The sequence below is a fragment of the Myxococcus sp. SDU36 genome, from assembly GCF_030168875.1.
In the GTDB taxonomy this organism is placed as follows: Bacteria; Myxococcota; Myxococcia; order Myxococcales; family Myxococcaceae; genus Myxococcus; species Myxococcus vastator.
On sequence record NZ_CP077414.1, the window covers coordinates 4869448 to 4887746 of the forward strand.

The window sequence follows — 18299 nt, forward strand, 5'->3', positions numbered from 1 at the left end:
TCGTGAGGTGGGGGGTGCCGCTCAGACATGCAGTGGGCCGGCGGAGGGGCTTGGGACGGCCCGGCTCAGGTGCCCGGCGCCAGGACCGTGGCCTGCCGGAGCTGCGGGGCCTCGGAGACGAACTTCAGCTCCGGGTGCTTGTCCTCGGCGTGCTGGAGCGCCCAGTCATCCCGGAACAGCACCAGGGGCAAGCCGTCCCGGTCCTGCACCGTCTGGCGGTTGCCTTCCCAGTCGAACGCCTTCGGGTCGAAGTTGGCGCCCACCACCCAGCGCGCATGACTGAAGGGCAGCCGGTCGAGGGCAATCTTCGCGCCGTACTCGTGCTCCAGGCGGTACTGGAGGACCTCGAACTGGAGCGCGCCCACCACGCCGACAATGGGGTCCTTCATGCCCATCTGCAGCTGCTGGAAGACTTGGACCGTGCCCTCCTCGGAGAGCTGCTCCAGGCCCTTCTCCATCTGCTTGCGGCGGAGCGGATCCTTGCTGCGGACGACGGCGAAGAACTCCGGGCTGAAGCGCGGCACGCCCTCGAACTCCACGCCGGTGCCCTCCGCCAGCGTGTCGCCGATGCGGTACTGCCCCGGGTCGAACAGGCCGATGACGTCCCCAGGCCACGCGTCCTCGATGGAGGTGCGCTCGGCGGCCATGAACTGGCTCGGCTTGGCCAGCCGGACTTCCTTGCCCAGGCGCGAGTGGAAGGCGCTCATGCCCTTCACGTACCGGCCGCTCACCACGCGCATGAACGCGATGCGGTCGCGGTGCGCGGGGTCCATGTTCGCCTGAATCTTGAAGACGAAGCCGGCGAACTTCGGGTGGGTGGGCTCGCGCGGCCCCTGCGTCGTCGAGCGCGACGTGGGCGCGGGGGCCAGGTCCAGGAAGGCATCCAGGAACGGGCGCACGCCGAAGTTGGTCATCGCGCTGCCGAAGAACATGGGCGTCAGCTGCCCCGTGTCGCTCTTCTCGCGGGTGAACTCGTCACCGCCAATGTCCAGCAGCTCGATTTCCTCATGCAGCTTCGCCAGCTCCGACTCGGTGAGGACCGACTTGATTTCCTCCGAGTCGATGGAGACCGAGCGCTCGCCCACCTCGGACTCGCCGTGGGAGCCCTCGGCGGAGAAGACGTGGACGACGCGGGCCTGCCTGTCATAGACGCCGCGGAAGTCCGGGCCCATGCCAATGGGCCAGTTCATCGGGTAGGAGCGGATGCCGAGCACCTGCTCCAGCTCGTTCATCAAGTCCAGCGGCTCGCGGCCGTAGCGGTCCAGCTTGTTGACGAAGGTGAAGATGGGGATGTTCCGCAGGCGGCAGACCTTGAAGAGCTTCTTGGTCTGCGGCTCCACACCCTTGGCGGCGTCGATGAGCATCACCGCCGCGTCCGCCGCGGCCAGGGTGCGGTAGGTGTCCTCGGAGAAGTCCTGGTGACCCGGCGTGTCCAGCAGGTTCACCGCGTGGTCGCGGTAGGAGAACTGGAGGACGGAGGAGGTGACGGAGATGCCGCGCTCCTTCTCCAGCTCCATCCAGTCGGACGTGGCATGCCGCCGGGCCCGCTTGGCCTTCACGCTGCCGGCCAGGTGGATGGCGCCACCGTAGAGCAGCAGCTTCTCGGTGAGGGTCGTCTTGCCCGCGTCGGGGTGGGAGATGATCGCGAAGGTGCGCCGCCGGGCGACCTCCCTTTGGAGCTCGTTCGTCATGACCCGGGGCCAACTATCACGGGCGGTGTTTCCTTGCAGCTTGCAAGCGGCGCTTGCCGCCCGGCCGGGGCTCCATGCGAGGCTGCCGACCCCCACCTACCCTTGGAGACCCCATGAAGCGCACCCAGCATTCCACTGGAACCCCGTGGGAGCCGCAGGTGGGCTACTCGCGCGCGGTGCGTGTGGGCCCCTTCGTCTCCGTGTCCGGGACGACGGCCACCGACGCCCAGGGGAACATCGTGGGCGTGGGGGACGCCTACCAGCAGGCCCGGCAGGCGCTCCAGAACATCCAGGCCGCCCTGGAGGCCCTGGGCGCCCGGCTGGAGGACGTGGTGCGCACGCGCATGTACGTCGTGGACATCCAGCAGTGGGAGGCGGTGGGCCGGGCGCATGGGGAGCTCTTCGCCCACATCCGCCCCGCCACGTCGATGGTGGAGGTCCGCCGCCTCATCTCCCCCGAAATCCTGGTGGAGATTGAAGCGGACGCCGTCGTCGCGGATGGCGGCTGAAGGTGCGCTCCACAGTCCCTCAACACTTCTCCCGCAAGGTGGGGCCCTCCACTCAGCCACCTGGGGCCCCGTGTCCATGAACCCGTCGGCGCGCATCCTGGTCGTGGAGGACGATGCCCCCATCGCCGCGGGCATCGTGCGTGGCCTGAAGCTCGCGGGCTTCCAGGTGGCGCTCGCCACGGACGGTGTGCTCGTGCTCGAAATGGCCGAGCGCGAGCACCCCGACCTGGTGGTGCTGGACCTCAACCTGCCGGGACAGGACGGCTTCGAGTTGCTGGAAGCCTGGCGCTTCCGGCTCCGTGTCCCCGTCATCGTCCTCACCGCGAGGCAGGAGCTGGAAGCCCGGCTGCGCTCCTTCGGACTGGGGGCGGTGGACTACCTCCCCAAGCCCTTCTGGATGGAGGAGCTGGTCGCCCGCATCCGCACACGGCTGCTGCTGCAGGAGGAGCGCCCGCGACGCGTGCTCCAATGGGACGACGTGAGCCTGGACCTCGACGCCCGCGAGGCGAGCCGCGAAGGCACGGGTGCCCTGCCCTTCACGCGCCACGAGTTCGACGTGCTCGCCTATCTCGCGGAGCGCCCGGGACGGGCCCTGACACGCGCCCAGATTGCCCAGCACGCGCTGCCGCCCAGCGAGGAGCGCGATGACCGGACCGTGGACTCTCACATCGCGCGCATCCGCAAGAAGCTGGGGCCGGCGGGCGCGTGCATCCAGACGTCCTGGGGGATTGGCTACCGGTTCGTCCCCGACGAGGAGCCGCGTTGAGGCTGCGCAACCGCCTGGCCCAACGCATCCTCGTGGCCTCGGCGCTCGTGGGCCTGCTGGGGACGCTGGGAGCGTCCGTCCTCGCGATTGTCCTGGGCGTGGATGCCGCGCTGGCGCATGGCGTGCGGATGTCCGCGGCGCTTGTGCTCGCGCCCCGGGCTTCGGAGTGCCGGACGACGCCGGGATGGCGCTTCCGGAGTCCGGACGGCGTGGAGGTGGAGGCGTATGACCTGGCCCAGGTGGGGGCGGGCTCGCCCGGCGCACGGCCCGACCCCAAGCTGCTCGCGAGGGTTGCGCGAGGCGAGCGTGAGCCCTCCACCTTCTACCTCCCGCTCTTCCATCCGGACTCCGCGTGGGCGGGGGCCTCCTTGCTGAAGCTCGCGGAGGCGGGGCCCTGCAGCCTCCTGGAGTTCCGCTGGCCCATCATGCACGAGCGCGCCACGGTGGGCGGGTGGGTCCTCGTGTCCGCCGTCCTCTTCACGATGCTGGCGGCGACGCTGTCCACCTTCGTCGTCGTCCATCCCCTCCTCCAACGCCTGCGCGGTCTGCATCGGGCGGCGGGGATGCTCGGGGCGCCCCGGTATCGCTCCGCGGCGGATGGCCAGGACGACGAGCTGGGCGAGCTGTCACGCGTGCTCGACGCCACCCATGCCCGTGTCCAGGAGGACGCCACCCGCATCGAGGCCCAGAAACACGCGCTGGAGCGGCACCTGGCGGACGTCGCGCATGACTTGAAGACGCCCATCGCCTCGCTCCAGTTGTCGCTGGAGCTGGCCTCGACGACGCCCGCCGACCCGAACGCGGCGCTCCTCCGCCAGGGCATCGAGGACACCGTCTACCTCACCTCCCTGGTGGACAACCTCCACCTCGCCTGCCAGCTCGGAGAGGGCATCGACCCGACGGCGGGCGACCCGCGCGTGGAGCTGGGCCAGACGGTGGAGCGCGTGGTGCGCAGGCTCCAGCAGCTCGCGCGGTTGCTGGGGTTGACCGTGGAGTGCTCGCGGCCCGACGAGGCGCTCTGGGTGCGCTGCAATCCCACGATGCTGGAGCAGGCCCTGGGCAACCTGCTCCACAACGCCGTCACGCACGGCGAGGCGGGGGGCCACGTCGTGGCCGTCCTGGAGGATGCGGCCCCCGGGCGCTTCCGGCTCACCGTGCTCGACGACGGCCCAGGCCTCTCGTCCGAGGAGCTCCAGCGCCTGGGCGAGCGCGGGTTTCGCACGCAGGCCACGCGGCGGCGGGCGACCCGGGGCAGCGGGCTTGGCCTGTCCATCGTCCGCGAGCTGTGCCACCACGTCGGCTTCTCGCTCGACTTCGAGCCCAATGTGCCCAGGGGCTTGAAGGTGGTCATCGAGGGTCCTCGCGCCTCCGCGAGCGAGCCACGCTGAGCGCCGCTGCCGAGAGGACGGGCGGCGAAGTGGCCGCCTTGTCGGCTGCCCGCCGAGCCCGGTGCCACGGCGCGACAGGGTGGCCGCCGTCTCCGACGCGCCCCACCTTGAAGGCAGCCATGGGCGTTGCCTGGAAGGACAACATCGACGTCGCGGATGCGCTGGAGCGCGTCGCGGACCTGCTGGAGGAGCAGGACGCGATGCCCTTCCGGGTCGGCGCCTACCGGAAGGCCGCGGACACCATCGCGCAGTGGCCTCAACCCGTGGCGGAGCTGCTGGCCGAGGAAGGTGAAGCGGGGCTGCGCAAGCTCCCCGGCGTGGGGAAGAGCATCGCCGCGGCGATGACGGAGCTGATTCGCACCGGGCAGCTCTCCCTGCTCCAGCGGCTGGAGACGGACCACTCTCCAGAGCAGCTCCTGGCCAGCGTGCCGGGCATTGGCGCGGAGCTGGCCCGCCGCATCCATGACGAGCTGGGCGTGCGGTCGCTGGAGGAGCTGGAGCAGGCGGCCCATGACGGACGCCTGGAGCGCGTGGAGGGCTTCGGCCCCCGGCGCGGCGAACAGGTGCGCGAGCTGCTGGGCGCGAGGCTTGGCAGGGAGCGGCGCGGCGCTGCACGGCGGAGCGAGGGGCGGGATGAAGGCCCCCGGCCAGACGTGGGCGTGCTGCTCCAGGTGGACGAGGAGTACCGGCGGCGCGCGGACGCGGGCGAGCTGCGACGGATTGCACCGCGCCGGTTCAACCCTTCCGGAGAAGCGTGGCTGCCCGTGCTCCGCAAGAAGCTGGAGGGGTGGAACTTCCGCGCGCTCTTCTCCAACACCGCGCTGGCCCACCAGCAGAACGCCACCCAAGACTGGGTGGTGCTCTACTTCGACCAGGACGGCGACGAGGGCCAATGCACCGTCGTCACCGCGCATGGCGGTCCGCTCGACAGTCGGCGCGTGGTGCGCGGACGCGAGGTGGAGTGCCTGGCCTACTACGGCGTGGAGTCCGAGGAGGTCGAAGCCCCGCGGCCCGGGGCCTGACCCACCGGCGCGTCAATCGTGCAGGGCGATGTAGTGGATGAGGGCGGCGTAGAACTCCGGCTCATCGAAGGTATCCGGCCCGACGCCCACGACGTCCACATGGTCCTGAGGCACCACGCTGGACATGGACGTGCTCTGCAGCCGCGATGGCGCGTTCAAGGCATTGAGCACCGGAATGGACGTGTCGTCCGTCACCGAGTCAAAGCCGAAGAAGGCGTCGTGGTAGCGCAGCCGGCGCCCCATCTGCTGCGAGCTGATGCCCACCATGCCATCGTCATCCGCCTCGTCGCGCACGCCGTCACCGCAGCCCGCCGCGCCGTCGTTGTCCCCATCCCCCGCGCAGTAGCCGTTGCCGTCGATGTCGAAGAGGAACTCCTTCATCAGGTACAGCGCCGGATTCACGTTCACTCCGTGCTGCGCGGTGACGAGGGACACGTAGCGCTCCGCGTAGCTGCTGCTCACGGGATACTTCTCGTTGAAGGCCTTCATGCCCGTGACGACACCATCCGAGGGTGAATAGTCATTGAAGACGAGCTGCTTCGCCGCCGCATAGGCGTCGTTGCCCGGCGCATGGACGGAGTCCCCGTAGTAGCGCGCCAGCGCCGCGATGACGCTGGTGACGCCCGGCTTCTGGTCGAGGATGTACTTCGCCACGGGCGATCCCCGGTGCGGCGAAGACACACTGACCAGCACCGCCACCGACGTGACGCCGCGCCGCTCTCGCAGCACGCGCGCCGCCTTCCGCGCGTCGATGCCTCCCTGGGAGTGGCCGACGATGCTCACCTTTGAGACACCCGCCGTCGCCATGAAGCCCTCGATGTCGTCCGCCAGCTCCAACCCGCGGACCTCCGAGGACTGAAACGCCGCCACATGGGCAATGAAGGCGCGCTGTCCCGGGTCGAGGTCGCTGTTGCAGTTCGTGTCGAAGCGCGATTCACACGGCTCGCCCACGAAGGTGCCGAAGTCGTTCCCCCAGTAGTCGTAGCCGAGCAGGTCATCGAACCCGCCCATGCCGTGCGCGAACACCACGGGGTATTGCGTCTTCGCCGCGCCCGCCCAGGACGCTGGGGCCCCGCCCAGCACTCCGGCGAGCAACCCCGTCATGACCACCGCTTGAAACCGTTTCATGCGCCCCCCTCGGATGCACCGCTGGGAGGATTGGAGCAGGGGAGCCGCGGCTCGAGTCACCCGAAAGCGCGCCGCCATCACCCAGGCGACACCCCAGCGCTCGAGCTGTCTTGCGGGCCGCATCCGAAAGCCCGCCCCGGTGACACAAGCCCCCGGGGCGGGACGTGGACTCAGGGCGCGGGCGAGTACAGCCCGGCGGCGGACAGCGAGCCGCTGGGGCTCAGACCGCCCGACACCAGCACGCGGACAGAGCCCACCAGCGTCACCACGCCCGCGCTGGTGAGCGCCGTGGGCAACGTTCCAGCGCCGTGCCACTGGCCGCTGGCCGGGTCATACACCTCGGCCGAGGCCAGCAAGCCCACGGTGCCACCTCCGTCACCGCCCAGCACCAGCACGCGGCCGGAGGGCAGCAGCGTGGACATCGGTCCGTAGCGGGAGTGCTGCATCGACGTGAGCGAGGTCCAGGTGCCCGTCGCCGGGTCATAGAGCTCCGCCGTGGCGAGCGCCCCCCGCGCGCCCCAGCCTCCGGTCACCAGCACCTTGCCCGACGGCAGCGCCACCGCCGTGTGCCCATATCGCGGCCCGGACAGGGAGCCGGTGAGCGTCCACTGCCCCGTGGACACGTCATAAATCTCCGCCGAGGACGTGTCTCCATTCTGCGTGTTGCCTCCCACCACCAGCACCTTGCCGGACGGCAGCGACGTCGCCGTGTGGTACTGCCGCTGGCGGCTCATCACCCCGGTGGCGGTCCACGTTCCGGTCGCTCCGTCATACAGCTCCGCGGTGGCCAGCATGCCGGAGAAGCTGGAGCTCCTCCGCCCGCCCGCCACCAGGACCTTGCCGTCGGGGAGCAGCGTCGCGGTGTGGCGCGCGCGCGGCGCCGCCAGCACCCCCGTGGCGGTCCACGTGCCCGTGGCCGCGTCATAGAGCTCCGCCGAGGACAGATAGCTGGACGACGTGCTCTGGCCTCCCGCGACCAGCACCTTTCCATCCCGCAGCAACGTCGCGGTGTGGAGGTAGCGCGCGGTGAGCAGCGCGCCCGTCTGCAGCCAGTGGCCCGTGGCTTCGGAGTAGCGCTCCGCGCCCGTCAGGGCCGTGCTGCCATTCGCGGTGCCACCCGCCGCGAGGACCTCGCCCGAAGACAACACCGTCAATGAATGATGATACCGCGCGGACAGCATGGCATTCGCCGCGCGCCAGGGGAGCGTGGACGGAAGGTAGCGCTCGGCGGAAGCGGTGCGCAGGACGCCGTCCGGGCTGCCTCCCGCGACCAGCACCTCCCCCGTGCCCAGCAGCGCGGCGGTATGGCCCAGCCGGCTGGTGGCCATCGACGCCGTGGAGGTCCAGAGCGCGTTGACGGGGTCATACAGCGCCGCGCTCTGGAGATAGGGCTCGCTGCCATCCGAGCCACCCGTGATGAACACCTCGCCGGAGTGCAGCACCGTCGCGGTGTGGTGTGCGCGCTCGACGGGCATCAGGTTCCCCGCGGGACCCCAGACACCCGTCTCCACGTGGTACAGCTCCGCGCTGCGCGTCGCGGCGATGTCGTCCACCAGCCCGCCGGACACCAGCACCTTGCCATTCAGCAACGCCGTCGAAGCATGCCCCGTGCGCGGCGAGCTCATGGCGGCGGTGGAGGACCAGGTCCCCGTGGCGGGGTCATAGAGCTCCGCGGTCCGGAGGACGGTGCCCCACGAGCTGGAGCGCCCGCCCGACACCAGCACCTTGCCATCCGCCAGCAGCGTCGCCGCGTGTCCCATGCGCGGTACGCGCATGCTGTGGGTGGCGCTCCAGGTCCCCGTGTCGGCGTCATACAGACGCGCCGTCATCAACGCGGTTCCGTTGCCGTCCTCGCCGCCCATCACCAGCACCTGGCCGTTGAGCAGCAACGTGGCGGTGTGTCCCGAGCGAAGGGAGTCCAGGCTGCCGGTGGTTGACCAGGTTCCCGTGGCCACGTCGTACAGCTCCGCGGTGCCGGTGTTCGCCGCGGCGACATCACCGCCCACCACCAGCACCTTACCATTGGGCAGCAGCGTCGCGGTGTGACGCCGGCGGATGACAGTCATGTTCCCCGCGCTGAGCCACCGCGCGGTCGCCACGTCGTATTGCTCGGCGCTCGTGGAGGACTGGCCACCCGTGACGAGCACCCGGCCATTGGGCAACACCGTGGCCGTATGGTCCAGGCGCTGGGTGGACATGCTGGGGGTGCCCACCCAACTGACGGATGCGAGCTCGGCGTCCTGGGTCCCTGGCGCATTCAGCGCGTCTGCAAAATCCTCGTGTGAGCATCCCGCGAACACGAGCGTCATCAAGAGCGCGGCCTTGCGGCCGAACCCGACAGGTTCAAACATGAGTGGGGGTCCTTTTTGTTTCGGGGGGATGCGCGGAAGGACCGCGCCCGGCGCCTTTACCCCAGCCCTGCACGGGCGGACCATCGCAGCACTCAAAACTGAACACATGAAATACATGGGGCCTTGGGCACCCACCGTGCGGGGTGACTGCCAAAGACCGCCGCGTCAGCTGCTGGCCGACGTGTACCGGCGGATGGAGCGCAGCCACACCTGACGCGAGCCCCAGGCGAAGAGCCCCGCGCCCACCACCGCGCCCACCAGCGACTGGGGCGGCAGCCGGCCCAGCATGGCCTGCGCCGGGAAGGTCGTCATCAGCGCCAGCGGGATGACATACGTGAACACCATCGTCAGGACGCCGCGCCCCACGCCCTGGAACACGGAGGACGGCCAGCGCGCGAAGTCGAAGATGGAGGTGAACAGGTACGTCAGGTTGTCCACCCGCACCACGAAGAACGCCGCGCTCACCGTCAGAATCCACAGCGAGTAGAGCAAGAGCGTGCTCGTCCCCAGCAGCAGCACGGAGGCCAGCAGCCCCGTCACCGACGGCCACCGTCCCAGGTGCATGAAGGCGTAGACGAACAGCCCGACGCCCGTCAGCACGTTGAAGGCCCGCCACGGCTGGAAGCGCTGCGTGGACACCAGGAACTGCGCGTCCGCCGGCTTGAGCAGCACGAAGTCCAGCGTGCCCTTGCGGATGTGCTCCACCACGCCCGTGAGGCTGGGGTTGATGGCGCCCTCCAGGATGCCCTGCAGCAACGTGAACCAGCCCACCACCAGCAGGGCCTCGCCGAAGCTCCAGCCTTCGAGGTTGGGCCGCTCGCTGTAGACGACGAACAGCGGCGCCAGCGCCGTGAAGGTCCAGAAGAGGGACGTCAGCCCCTCCGTGAAGAAGTCCGCGCGGTACTGCAGGGACAGCAGCCCCGACGCCTTGAGTTGAATGCCCAGCAGCCGCAGATAGCGCTTCACCTTCACGTCAGCCCCCGAACGCCGCGAAGCGCCGCACGCCCTGCTTCCACGCCACCGCCGCCAACGCGCCCAGCACCGCCACCCAGGCCCACTGGGCCGCCAGCAGCCGCAGGGACTCCTCCCAGCCATAGTCCGCCGTGAGCATCTCCACCGGGACGCCAATCTGATAGCGGAAGGGCAACCAGTCGATGACGGTGCGCAGCGTGGGCGGCAGCAGCTCCACCGGGTACATGTAGCCGGAGCACACGAAGAAGAGCACCAGCCACACCTCCAGCACCTTCTGGCTGCTCTCCAGGAAGAAGCACAGCGCGCCAATGGCCACGTTGGCCAGGAAGGCCACGGCCCACCCGCCAATCACCGCCAGCACGAAGCAGCCCCACTGCCACGCGTGCTGGGGCACCGCCTTCTGCCCCACCAGCGCCACGCTCAGCAGAATCACCGGCACCGCGACCATCAACCGCATGGGGAAGGCGGCGATGCTCTCCACCGCGTAGGCCCACAGCGGGGAGATGGGACGAAGCAGGCGCATGGCCAGCGTCCCCTGCTTCACCTCCCAGTTGATGAGCCACGCCGCCCACGACGTAGCGAGCTGCCGCACCGCGAAGGTGGCCAGGAAGTAGCTGATGAAGTCCGCCTCGCCGAAGCGCCCCACGGGCGCCTCACGCGACACCGCCATCCACAGCACCATGTTGACCAGCGGCATGGTGGTGGACAGCACCCAGATGAGCATCTCCGCGCGGTAGGCCACCGCCTCCGCGAACCCCACCCGCAGCAGCGTGGGAAAGGCGCGCAGCGTCGTCCTGGCGCTCATGCGGGCACCGGCTCCGACGCCGCCGTCCGGCGCGCCTTTGACTCCGCGAACAGCTCGCTCATCACCTCTTCCAGCGGCGCGTTCTCCACCGTGAGGTCCATCACCGGCAGCGTGGACAGCGCGCGGGTGACGGTGGCGTTGACCGCCTCCTGCTGGACCTGGAGCACCGCCCTGCCGGACTCGTGCGTCACCACTCGGCCCAGCGAAGCCAGGCGCGCGGCGTCCACGTCCTCGGACAGGCGCAGCACCACGCGCTTCTCCGGCCGCACGCGCTGCACCAGCGCGTCCAGGCCGCCGTCGTAGGACAAGAGGCCCTTGTCGATGACGATGACGCGGGGGCACAGCGCCGCCACGTCGTCCATGTAGTGGCTGGTGAGGATGAGCGTGGCGCCGTACTTCTCGTTGTACTCCTTGATGAACGTCCGCATGGTGGCCTGCATGGCCACGTCCAGGCCGATGGTCGGCTCGTCCAGGAAGAGCACCCGCGGCTGGTGGATGAGCGCCGCGGCCAGCTCACACTTCATCCGCTCCCCCAGCGACAGCTGCCGGGTGGGCTTGCCGATGAGGTCCCCGATTTCCAGGAGCTCAATCAGGTCCGAAATCGTCTTCTTGTACTGGGCCTGGGGCACGTCGTAGATGGCGCGGTTGAGTTCGAAGGTCTCCGCCGGAGGCAGGTCCCACAGGAGCTGCTGTTTCTGCCCCATGACGAGCATGATTTTCTTGAGGAAGGCCTCCTCCCGCTTCTGCGGGACGTGGCCGTCCACCGTCACCTCGCCGTCGGAGGGATGGAGCAGGCCGGAGAGGACCTTGAGCGTCGTCGTCTTCCCGGCGCCATTGGGGCCCAGGAAGCCCACCCGCTCCCCAGGGCGGATGTCGAAGGAAATCCCATCCACGGCCTTCACCGTGGTGTAGCTACGGTGGACGAGCGAGCGGAGGGCCGCCTTCAAGCCCGGCGGGCGTTTATGGACCTGGTAGTGCTTGCGAAGGCCGCGAACGGAAATCATGTGCGACCAGGGTTTAACGCGGTCTCCCCCTCCATGGCGATCTCACCGTTGACGCCTTGGCGGGACGACAATGGGTTGGCAACGGCCGCGGCGGGACGCGGCCTCACAGGTGAAGGCTGGGCCAGATGAGCAACGCATACAGCAAGGACCTGGAGCGATGGATGCCGCGGCTCATCGCCGTCTGGCGCGCGTCACGCGGCCGGGGCGGTGGCGGCGCCCCGGAGACGCGCCTGACGCCCCAGGAGGTGAAGGAGGTGGCGGCGGGTGTCCGCCAGCTCTCCCTGGGCCTCACGCGGGAGCGGCAGCTCGCCGGCGCGCGGTACATGGACGACCCGAAGCTCCTGGGTGCCTACCTCCTCTTCTACTGGCCGGTGTCGTATGCCCAGGCCCGGCAGGTGCTCGGCGAGCTGCCGAGCCGCCCCCGGCAGGTGTTGGATTTGGGCAGCGGCCCGGGCCCGGTGGCCTTCGCCGCCCTGGACGCGGGCGGGGGGCAGGTCACCGCCGCCGACCGCAGCAAGGCCGCCCTCACCCTGGCGCGCAACCTGGCCGCCGAGGCCGGTGAGGCCCTGGCCACCCGCGACTGGGACCCGACGAAGAAGGGCGCCACGCTGCCCGACGGCCAGTTCGACCTGATTACGATGGGCCACGTCGTCAACGAGCTGTACGGCACGGGCGAGGCGGCCACGGCCCCCCGCGCCGCGCTGCTGGAGACGATTCTGGCGAAGGTGAAGCGCGGCGGCAGCCTGCTGGTGATGGAGCCCGCGCTGCGCGAGACGAGCCGCGGCCTCTTGCACGTGCGCGACGCCATGGTGGCCAAGGGCTACGCCGTCCGCGCGCCGTGCATGTACCGCGGCCCCTGCCCCGCCCTGGTGAAGGAGACGGACTGGTGCCACGCGGAGCGCGCCTGGCCCATGCCTCGGGTGGTGGAGGAGCTGGCGCGCGCGGCGAGCCTGCACAAGGAGTCGCTGAAGATGAGCTACCTGGTGCTGGCCCCCAAGGACGAGGCCTGGCCGGAGCTGACGCCCGGGCGCCTGTTCCGCATCGTCTCCGAGCCCCTGGAGGGCAAGGGCCGGCACCGCTACATCGGCTGTGGCCCCGAGGGCCGCGTGGGCCTGGCGATGCAGGAGCGCCACCGCAACGAGCGCAATGAGCGCTTCCTCAAGCTGAACCGGGGCGACGTCATCTCCGTGACGGAGACGGAGCCCAAGGGTGACGGGCTCGCGCTCGACGAGCGCACCGAGGTGCGGGTGGTGGCCCCCGCGGGCAAGGGCGTGCCGCCCCCGCCGCCGAAGGAGGACGCGCCTTCAAGCCCGGGAACCGGCCCGCGCCCCCCTGCGTGAAGCACCCGGCCCCTGACGCCCCGGGGCCGGAAAGACGGACGGCCCGGCTCAGTGCCGGAGAAGGGCATGACGTCCCGTGAGGACGTCGCGCATGTGGCGGAAGGCCTTCACGCCGTCCTTCATGGCGCCCACCGCGCCCTGCGCGAGGACGGTGGCCTGCACGCGAACCAGCCGCAGCCGGCGCGGCGCGGGCACCGGGTGGGACGCGGTCATGGGACGGATGAGCGAGGCGATGTTCATGGCGTGCTCCGTGGGGTGTGGGAGACAGCCGGCAGTCTCCACCCCGTCCGCGAAGTCCACGTCGCGGCGCGGTGAACTCGCCGTCACATCGTCCGTGGCCTGCCTGACAGAGCGCTGCCCTGGCAGGGAGCGCGCCGCCCATTCCAGACATCCCGCCACCGGAGGACGGCAGGCCCAGGCGGGAGGCCCTGTTAGGGTCAGCCGCACCCACCGCTACGGAAGGCCTGCCCGTGCCCGTGTCCCACCGGCCGCTGCGTTCGCTGTACCCGCCCCTGGAGCCCTACCGCACCGGCCGCCTGCGCGTCTCCGGCGGGCATGAGGTGTACTTCGAGGAGAGTGGCAATCCGGAAGGCAAGCCGGTGCTCTTCGTCCACGGGGGCCCTGGCGGAGGAACGGACCCGCGCCAGCGCCGCTTCTTCGACCCGACCGCGTACCGCATCATCCTGTTCGACCAGCGCGGCTGCGGACGCAGCACGCCGCACGCCAGCCTGGAGGAGAACACCACCTGGGACCTGGTGGCCGACATGGAGCGGCTGCGCGAGTTCCTGGACATCTCCCGGTGGCAGCTCTTCGGTGGCTCATGGGGCAGCACCCTGTCCCTGGCCTATGCCCAGACGCACCCCGAGCGCGTCTCGGAGCTGGTGCTGCGCGGCATCTTCCTGCTGCGCAAGCAGGAGATTGACTGGTTCTACCAGCGAGGCGCCAGCGCCCTCTTCCCGGATGCCTGGGAGTACTACCTGGAGCCCATTCCTCCCGCGGAGCACGGCGATTTGCTGGCGGCCTACCACCGCCGGCTGATGGGCCCCGACGTGAAGGCGCAGCAGGAGGCGGCGCGCGCGTGGAGCGTGTGGGAGGGCCGCACCAGTTGCCTGTACCCCAACGCGGAGCTGGTGGCGCGCAACAGCGCGGACACCTTCGCGCTCGCCTTCGCCCGCATCGAATGCCACTACTTCATCAACCGGGGCTTCCTGCGCAGCGACACGCAGCTGCTCGACGACGTGCACCGCATCCGCCACATCCCCGCCGTCATCGTCCAGGGGCGCTATGACGTGGTGTGCCCGCCGGAGAGCGCCTGGGCGCTGCACAAGGCCTGGCCGGAGGCGGCGTTCGTCATGGTGTCCGACGCGGGGCACTCCGCCAACGAGCCGGGCAACACCTCCGCGCTGGTGGAAGCCACCGACCGCTTCCGCGGGCGCTGAACCTCACGTCAGCGCCGGAACGTCCGCCGTGTCGCGCTCCGCGTCCACGCGGCGGAAATAGAGGATGACCCAGAGGCTGGCCAGCGCGGCCAGCGTCACCATGCCTTCGGCCGCGAACGCCCCGGCCTGCGTTCCCCACGCCGCGGTGGCCTGCTTCCCCACCACCACCGTCAGCGCGTTGAAGAAGGCGTGGGCGCCCACCGCGAGCCAGTACCACTTCACCTCGTCGCGGATGAAGCGCTGGAGCACCACCACCGACAGCGCGATGTGCACCGCCATGGCGCCCAGCCGCTCGTAGGCCCCCAGCAGCGGCATCCACCAGTCCAGCGCGGCGATGGCTGCCTTGGCCTCCACCACCTGCGCCACCTGCTCCGGCTTCAGCGGCAGGGTGGACGCGTCCACCGAGGACAGGGCGATGACGTTGACGAGCCCCAGCGCCGCCAGTCCGCCCACCAGCAGCGCCGACTCCAGGCCGCCGTGGCCCACGCCGAAGCCCACCGCGTCGCGCCAGCGGCGGAAGTCCTTCAGCGGCTTGCGGAAGGTCCACAGCCGCGCCGTCTCCTCGAAGAGGCCCGCGGTGAGGGACAGCACGGCAATCCAGACGCCCAGGAGCACCGAGGACGTCTTCAGCGCGTCGCGCATGAAGTACTGCGCCACCTGCACCAGGGGCACCCGGGTGAGCAGCTGCGACAGCGCGAACGCCGCCGCGCCCCAGCCCACCACCTTCCAGGCCACGCCCAGCCGCCGTCGTGCCCACAGCACCATGCCCACCGGCATCAGCACGTCGAAGGCGATGGCCACCGCGTAGCTGGCGACCAGCCTCGTATCCACAGCGTCCAAGCGGTCTCTCCCCTTCCAGGAAGCGCGGGTTCCTGGCTCCCAGCGTCGACGATACCAGCGAAGCGCCGGCCTCATCCCGCAAGGCACTCAACCCTTCCGCGCGCTCAGGGCCTCGGCCAGCTCCGCATAGAGGTGGATGGCGCTGCGGATGGACTTCTCCCAGTCGCCCAGGTGCAGGCTCTCGTTCTCCGAATGGGCATACGTGTACGGGTCCTCCACGCCGATGAGCAGCGCGGGCACGCCGCCCAGCTCCTTCGCGAAGGGCTCCACGAAGGGAATGGAGGCGCCGCAGCCAATGGCGACCGCCTTCGTGCCGTAGCCCTTCTCCAGCGCGCGGAAGGCCGCCTGGAACGCGGGGTGGGACGGGTCCGTGTACCACCAGCCGGACGCGCCCTCCGTGTCGAAGTGGACCTCCAGCCCCCATGGGCAGACGTTGCGCAGGTGCTCCTTCAGGCGCTGCTCCACGTCGCGCGCCTCCAGGTCCGGGACGATGCGGATGCCCACCCGCGCCCAGGCCGAATCACAGATGATGTTGCGCGCGTCCTTGCGGCTGCTGGCCTGGATGGCGTTGATGGCGATGCTCGGCTGGCGCCAGTTCAGCTCCCACGGATGCGCCCCGCCCCCCAGCACCTGCGCGCCCGGCAACAGGCCGGACTGCGCGCGGAAGTGCGCCTCGTCTCCGGGCAGGGACTGGATGCTCTGACGCTCCGCGTCCGTCAGCGGCTTCACGCGCTCGCGGATTCCTTCGACGGCGATGGAGCCATCCGCGTGCGTCAGCGTGGCCAGCATGCGGCACAGCGCCATGACGGGGTCCGGCACCGGCCCACCCCACATGCCCGAGTGCACCGCCTGTCGCAGCGCCCGCACCTCCACGTCCACGGTGACGAGCCCGCGCAGCGCGGTGGTGATGGACGGCAGGCCGGTGTCGAAGTTGGACGTGTCGGTGAGGACGATGGCGTCCGCCTTCAGCAGCGCCGCGTGCTTCTGGAGGAAGGCGCCCAGGAAGTTGCTGCCAATCTCCTCCTCGCCCTCGATGATGACCTTCACGTTGAGCGGCAACGCCCCCGCGCCCTTCAGCCACGACTCCACCGCGGACGTGTGCACGACGATGCCCGCCTTGTCGTCCGCCGAGCCGCGGCCGTACAGCCGGCCATCACGCTCCACCGGTTCGAATGGAGGGCTCTTCCACGCCGCCGCGTCACCCGCGGGCTGCACGTCATGGTGCGCGTAGAGCAGCAACGTGGGCTTGCCGGGCGCCTTGAGCACCTCGCCGTAGACGTAGGGGTGCGTGCCCTCGATTTCGAGTAGCTGAACGTTTTCAAAACCACGGTCTTTCAGCAGCCGCGCGGTCGCTTCCGCGCTGCGACGTACCTGCGTCGCATCGAAGCCAGGAAATGAGACGCTGGGAATGCGGACGAGGGACTTGAGGTCCTCCAGGTACGTCTGCTTCTTCGACTCGAAGTGTGAGAGAGCGTTGTCGGTGGACATGCGCACCCCTTAACCCAAAAAGACGGGCAGGCGTGCCATGTCCCCGCGCGGATGTTGCGCGGTCCAAGTATCATCCATGGCCATGTCCGACACCCCGACCCTGCTGCTCGTCGATGACGACAGTTTCGTGCGCCGTATCCTCAAGGACGTCATCGCCGACACGGGCATCGAGCTGCGGCTGCTCGAGGCCGCGGACGGCGAGGAAGGATTGGCCGTGGCCGCGCGGGAGCAGCCCGCGGTGATGTTCCTGGACCTGTTCATGCCGAAGAAGAGTGGACTGGAGGTCCTGGGCGCCATCAAGACGGTGTCGCCCACCACGCGTGTGTTGGTCATCAGCAGCATGGACGCGGAGCCCGTCGTGGAGCAGGCCATGGCGGCAGGCGCCGTGGGCTTCGTGGGCAAGCCCTTCCATCCGCTAGAGATCGCCTCGGCAGTGCGCCAGGCGCTGGCTCACTGACCCCCGGGGTGTCTGCGTGTCGTCTTCTGCTGTCGGTTACTGGGTCGCGGACAATCTCGGACGTGTGCTGGGGCCCCTGGCGCTCCAGGCCTTGCGGGAGCTGATTTCCTCCGGACGCTTGAAGGCCGCGGTGCGCGCCTCGCGGGATGGGACGAACTGGGTCGCCCTGCCGGAGCTGCCCGAACTGCGCGACTTGTTCGCCAGCGAGCGGCCCTCGCCCTCCCTGGAGCTGCAGCAAGCCGAGCGCCTGCGCGCGCAGATGCGCGCCATGCAGAGCCTGCCAGCCCATGAAGTCTTTGGCCTCAAGCCCACCGCCAACCTGGATGAGCTGCGCCTGGCCTATTTCCGCATGGCCAAGCGCTTCACGCCGGACCACGTGTCGCCGGACACGCATCCGGAGCTGAAGAAGGTGTCGGCGGAAATCTTCGACTTCCTGTCGCGCCGCATGCGCGAAGCGGAGGCCACCTGGACGCAGGCGGCGCAGGCCCCCCGCCCGCCGCCGCCCGTCGTGCCCGCCGCGCCGCCCCGGCCCCCGCCGGTGGTGCACGCGGCCCCCTCGGCGGTGCGAGCGCCCGTCGTGCCCGCCGCTCCACCGCCGCGCGCCGTGCAGGCCGCGCCGGTGATGGCGCGGGCCCCCCTTGCCCCGCCGCCGCCCGCCCCGCCGCCGCCATCTCCACCGCCGCCCGCGCCAGCCATGCGCCGGGCCGCGGCGGCGCCCACCTATTCCAGCGCGGAGTTCGTCGGCCTGGAGCGGCGTTCGGACGACCGCATCCACGCGGACGTGAAGGTGACGCTGCAGAACGCGGGCATCTTCACCGACCACCGCATCATCAACCTGTCATCGGGCGGACTGTTCATCGCCACGGACAAGCCGCTGCGGCTGGGGACGCTGGTGGAGCTCACCTTGCGCTTCGATGAGCCGCCCCGGGTGCTGACGCTCCGCAGCTCCGTCATCTGGGAGAACTCGCTGGAGGACGGAAAGAACCCGCGCGGCTACGGGTTGCGACTGAGCCACCTTCGCCAGGAGGAGAAGGAGTTCGTGCAGCAGTATCTGGCTCGCGCGAAGGACCTGAAGAAGAAGCCCTGACACCAGGCGCTA

General features: G+C 70.0%; 17 protein-coding genes. 8 read left to right on the plus strand and 9 right to left on the minus strand.

From position 1 onward, the window contains the following. Positions 1-65 precede the first annotated feature (65 nt). Entirely contained in the window at positions 66-1691 is a 1626-nt protein-coding gene (locus KGD87_RS19250; protein WP_284661693.1) for a peptide chain release factor 3, read from the minus strand. Positions 1692-1804: 113 nt separating this feature from the next. Between KGD87_RS19250 and KGD87_RS19255 the strand changes: the two genes are divergently transcribed. The 4 genes from KGD87_RS19255 to KGD87_RS19270 all read left to right on the plus strand — a co-directional run bounded on the left by KGD87_RS19255 (position 1805) and on the right by KGD87_RS19270 (position 5376). Further along, a complete protein-coding gene (locus KGD87_RS19255) occupies positions 1805-2200 on the plus strand; it encodes a RidA family protein (protein WP_284661694.1) in 396 nt (131 codons plus the stop codon). Positions 2201-2276: 76 nt separating this feature from the next. Beyond that, on the plus strand, positions 2277-2966 hold the full coding sequence (locus KGD87_RS19260) for a response regulator transcription factor (RefSeq protein ID WP_284661695.1): 690 nt from the start codon (positions 2277-2279) through the stop codon (positions 2964-2966). Further along, positions 2963-4354 carry a sensor histidine kinase gene (locus KGD87_RS19265; RefSeq protein WP_284661696.1) on the plus strand — a complete coding sequence of 464 codons (1392 nt, stop codon included), beginning with the start codon at positions 2963-2965 and terminating at the stop codon, positions 4352-4354. The genes KGD87_RS19260 and KGD87_RS19265 overlap by 4 nt, the downstream gene beginning before the upstream one ends. A 119-nt stretch (positions 4355-4473) precedes the next feature. Next, positions 4474-5376 (plus strand): helix-hairpin-helix domain-containing protein, encoded by a 903-nt coding sequence (locus tag KGD87_RS19270; protein WP_284661697.1) that lies wholly within the window; start codon positions 4474-4476, stop codon positions 5374-5376. Positions 5377-5388: 12 nt separating this feature from the next. Here KGD87_RS19270 and KGD87_RS19275 read toward each other — a convergent pair whose 3' ends face one another. From KGD87_RS19275 to KGD87_RS19295, 5 genes are all read right to left on the minus strand, one after another. Beyond that, positions 5389-6504, minus strand: coding sequence for an esterase/lipase family protein (locus KGD87_RS19275; RefSeq protein WP_284661698.1), 1116 nt, complete (start codon positions 6502-6504; stop codon positions 5389-5391). 170 nt (positions 6505-6674) lie between these two features. Continuing rightward, complete coding sequence (locus KGD87_RS19280) at positions 6675-8855, minus strand: Kelch repeat-containing protein (RefSeq protein WP_284661699.1); 2181 nt, start codon at positions 8853-8855, stop codon at positions 6675-6677. 165 nt (positions 8856-9020) lie between these two features. Continuing rightward, on the minus strand, positions 9021-9827 hold the full coding sequence (locus KGD87_RS19285) for an ABC transporter permease (protein WP_284661700.1): 807 nt from the start codon (positions 9825-9827) through the stop codon (positions 9021-9023). Between the two features lies 1 nt (position 9828). Then, positions 9829-10632 (minus strand): ABC transporter permease, encoded by an 804-nt coding sequence (locus tag KGD87_RS19290; protein WP_284661701.1) that lies wholly within the window; start codon positions 10630-10632, stop codon positions 9829-9831. Beyond that, positions 10629-11636, minus strand: a complete 1008-nt coding sequence (locus KGD87_RS19295) for an ABC transporter ATP-binding protein (protein WP_284661702.1) — start codon at positions 11634-11636, stop codon at positions 10629-10631. The genes KGD87_RS19290 and KGD87_RS19295 overlap by 4 nt, the downstream gene beginning before the upstream one ends. A gap of 125 nt (positions 11637-11761) precedes the next feature. Here KGD87_RS19295 and KGD87_RS19300 point away from each other — a divergent pair, with 125 nt between their 5' ends. Next, positions 11762-12976 carry a small ribosomal subunit Rsm22 family protein gene (locus KGD87_RS19300; RefSeq protein WP_284661704.1) on the plus strand — a complete coding sequence of 405 codons (1215 nt, stop codon included), beginning with the start codon at positions 11762-11764 and terminating at the stop codon, positions 12974-12976. A gap of 48 nt (positions 12977-13024) precedes the next feature. Here KGD87_RS19300 and KGD87_RS19305 read toward each other — a convergent pair whose 3' ends face one another. Then, entirely contained in the window at positions 13025-13216 is a 192-nt protein-coding gene (locus KGD87_RS19305) for a hypothetical protein (protein ID WP_163783317.1), read from the minus strand. A gap of 230 nt (positions 13217-13446) precedes the next feature. On the opposite strand from KGD87_RS19305, the gene pip reads away from it, so the two are divergent. After that, a complete protein-coding gene (pip, locus tag KGD87_RS19310) occupies positions 13447-14415 on the plus strand; it encodes a prolyl aminopeptidase (protein WP_284661706.1) in 969 nt (322 codons plus the stop codon). 3 nt (positions 14416-14418) lie between these two features. Here the strand turns inward: pip and KGD87_RS19315 are convergent, their stop codons facing one another. Continuing rightward, the gene (locus KGD87_RS19315; RefSeq protein WP_284668663.1) at positions 14419-15246 is read right to left on the minus strand and encodes a YhfC family intramembrane metalloprotease; all 828 of its coding nucleotides are present in this window, start codon (positions 15244-15246) and stop codon (positions 14419-14421) included. A gap of 96 nt (positions 15247-15342) precedes the next feature. Then, on the minus strand, positions 15343-16743 hold the full coding sequence (locus KGD87_RS19320) for a M20/M25/M40 family metallo-hydrolase (protein ID WP_284661707.1): 1401 nt from the start codon (positions 16741-16743) through the stop codon (positions 15343-15345). Between the two features lie 82 nt (positions 16744-16825). Between KGD87_RS19320 and KGD87_RS19325 the strand changes: the two genes are divergently transcribed. Next, positions 16826-17200, plus strand: coding sequence for a response regulator (locus KGD87_RS19325; RefSeq protein ID WP_284661708.1), 375 nt, complete (start codon positions 16826-16828; stop codon positions 17198-17200). A gap of 16 nt (positions 17201-17216) precedes the next feature. After that, positions 17217-18287 (plus strand): TIGR02266 family protein, encoded by a 1071-nt coding sequence (locus tag KGD87_RS19330; RefSeq protein ID WP_284661710.1) that lies wholly within the window; start codon positions 17217-17219, stop codon positions 18285-18287. The last annotated feature ends 12 nt before the right edge of the window (positions 18288-18299 follow it).

Excerpts from the sequence above, each read along its gene's own strand:
- KGD87_RS19290 (WP_284661701.1), bottom strand. The coding sequence starts at position 10,632 with ATGAGCGCCAGGACGACGCTGCGCGCCTTTCCCACGCTGCTGCGGGTG.
- KGD87_RS19250 (WP_284661693.1), bottom strand. The coding sequence starts at position 1,691 with ATGACGAACGAGCTCCAAAGGGAGGTCGCCCGGCGGCGCACCTTCGCG.
- KGD87_RS19320 (WP_284661707.1), bottom strand. The coding sequence starts at position 16,743 with ATGTCCACCGACAACGCTCTCTCACACTTCGAGTCGAAGAAGCAGACG.
- KGD87_RS19305 (WP_163783317.1), bottom strand. The coding sequence starts at position 13,216 with ATGAACATCGCCTCGCTCATCCGTCCCATGACCGCGTCCCACCCGGTG.
- KGD87_RS19275 (WP_284661698.1), bottom strand. The coding sequence starts at position 6,504 with ATGAAACGGTTTCAAGCGGTGGTCATGACGGGGTTGCTCGCCGGAGTG.
- KGD87_RS19300 (WP_284661704.1), top strand. The coding sequence starts at position 11,762 with ATGAGCAACGCATACAGCAAGGACCTGGAGCGATGGATGCCGCGGCTC.
- KGD87_RS19255 (WP_284661694.1), top strand. The coding sequence starts at position 1,805 with ATGAAGCGCACCCAGCATTCCACTGGAACCCCGTGGGAGCCGCAGGTG.
- KGD87_RS19280 (WP_284661699.1), bottom strand. The coding sequence starts at position 8,855 with ATGTTTGAACCTGTCGGGTTCGGCCGCAAGGCCGCGCTCTTGATGACG.
- KGD87_RS19260 (WP_284661695.1), top strand. The coding sequence starts at position 2,277 with ATGAACCCGTCGGCGCGCATCCTGGTCGTGGAGGACGATGCCCCCATC.
- KGD87_RS19295 (WP_284661702.1), bottom strand. The coding sequence starts at position 11,636 with ATGATTTCCGTTCGCGGCCTTCGCAAGCACTACCAGGTCCATAAACGC.
- KGD87_RS19270 (WP_284661697.1), top strand. The coding sequence starts at position 4,474 with ATGGGCGTTGCCTGGAAGGACAACATCGACGTCGCGGATGCGCTGGAG.
- KGD87_RS19325 (WP_284661708.1), top strand. The coding sequence starts at position 16,826 with ATGTCCGACACCCCGACCCTGCTGCTCGTCGATGACGACAGTTTCGTG.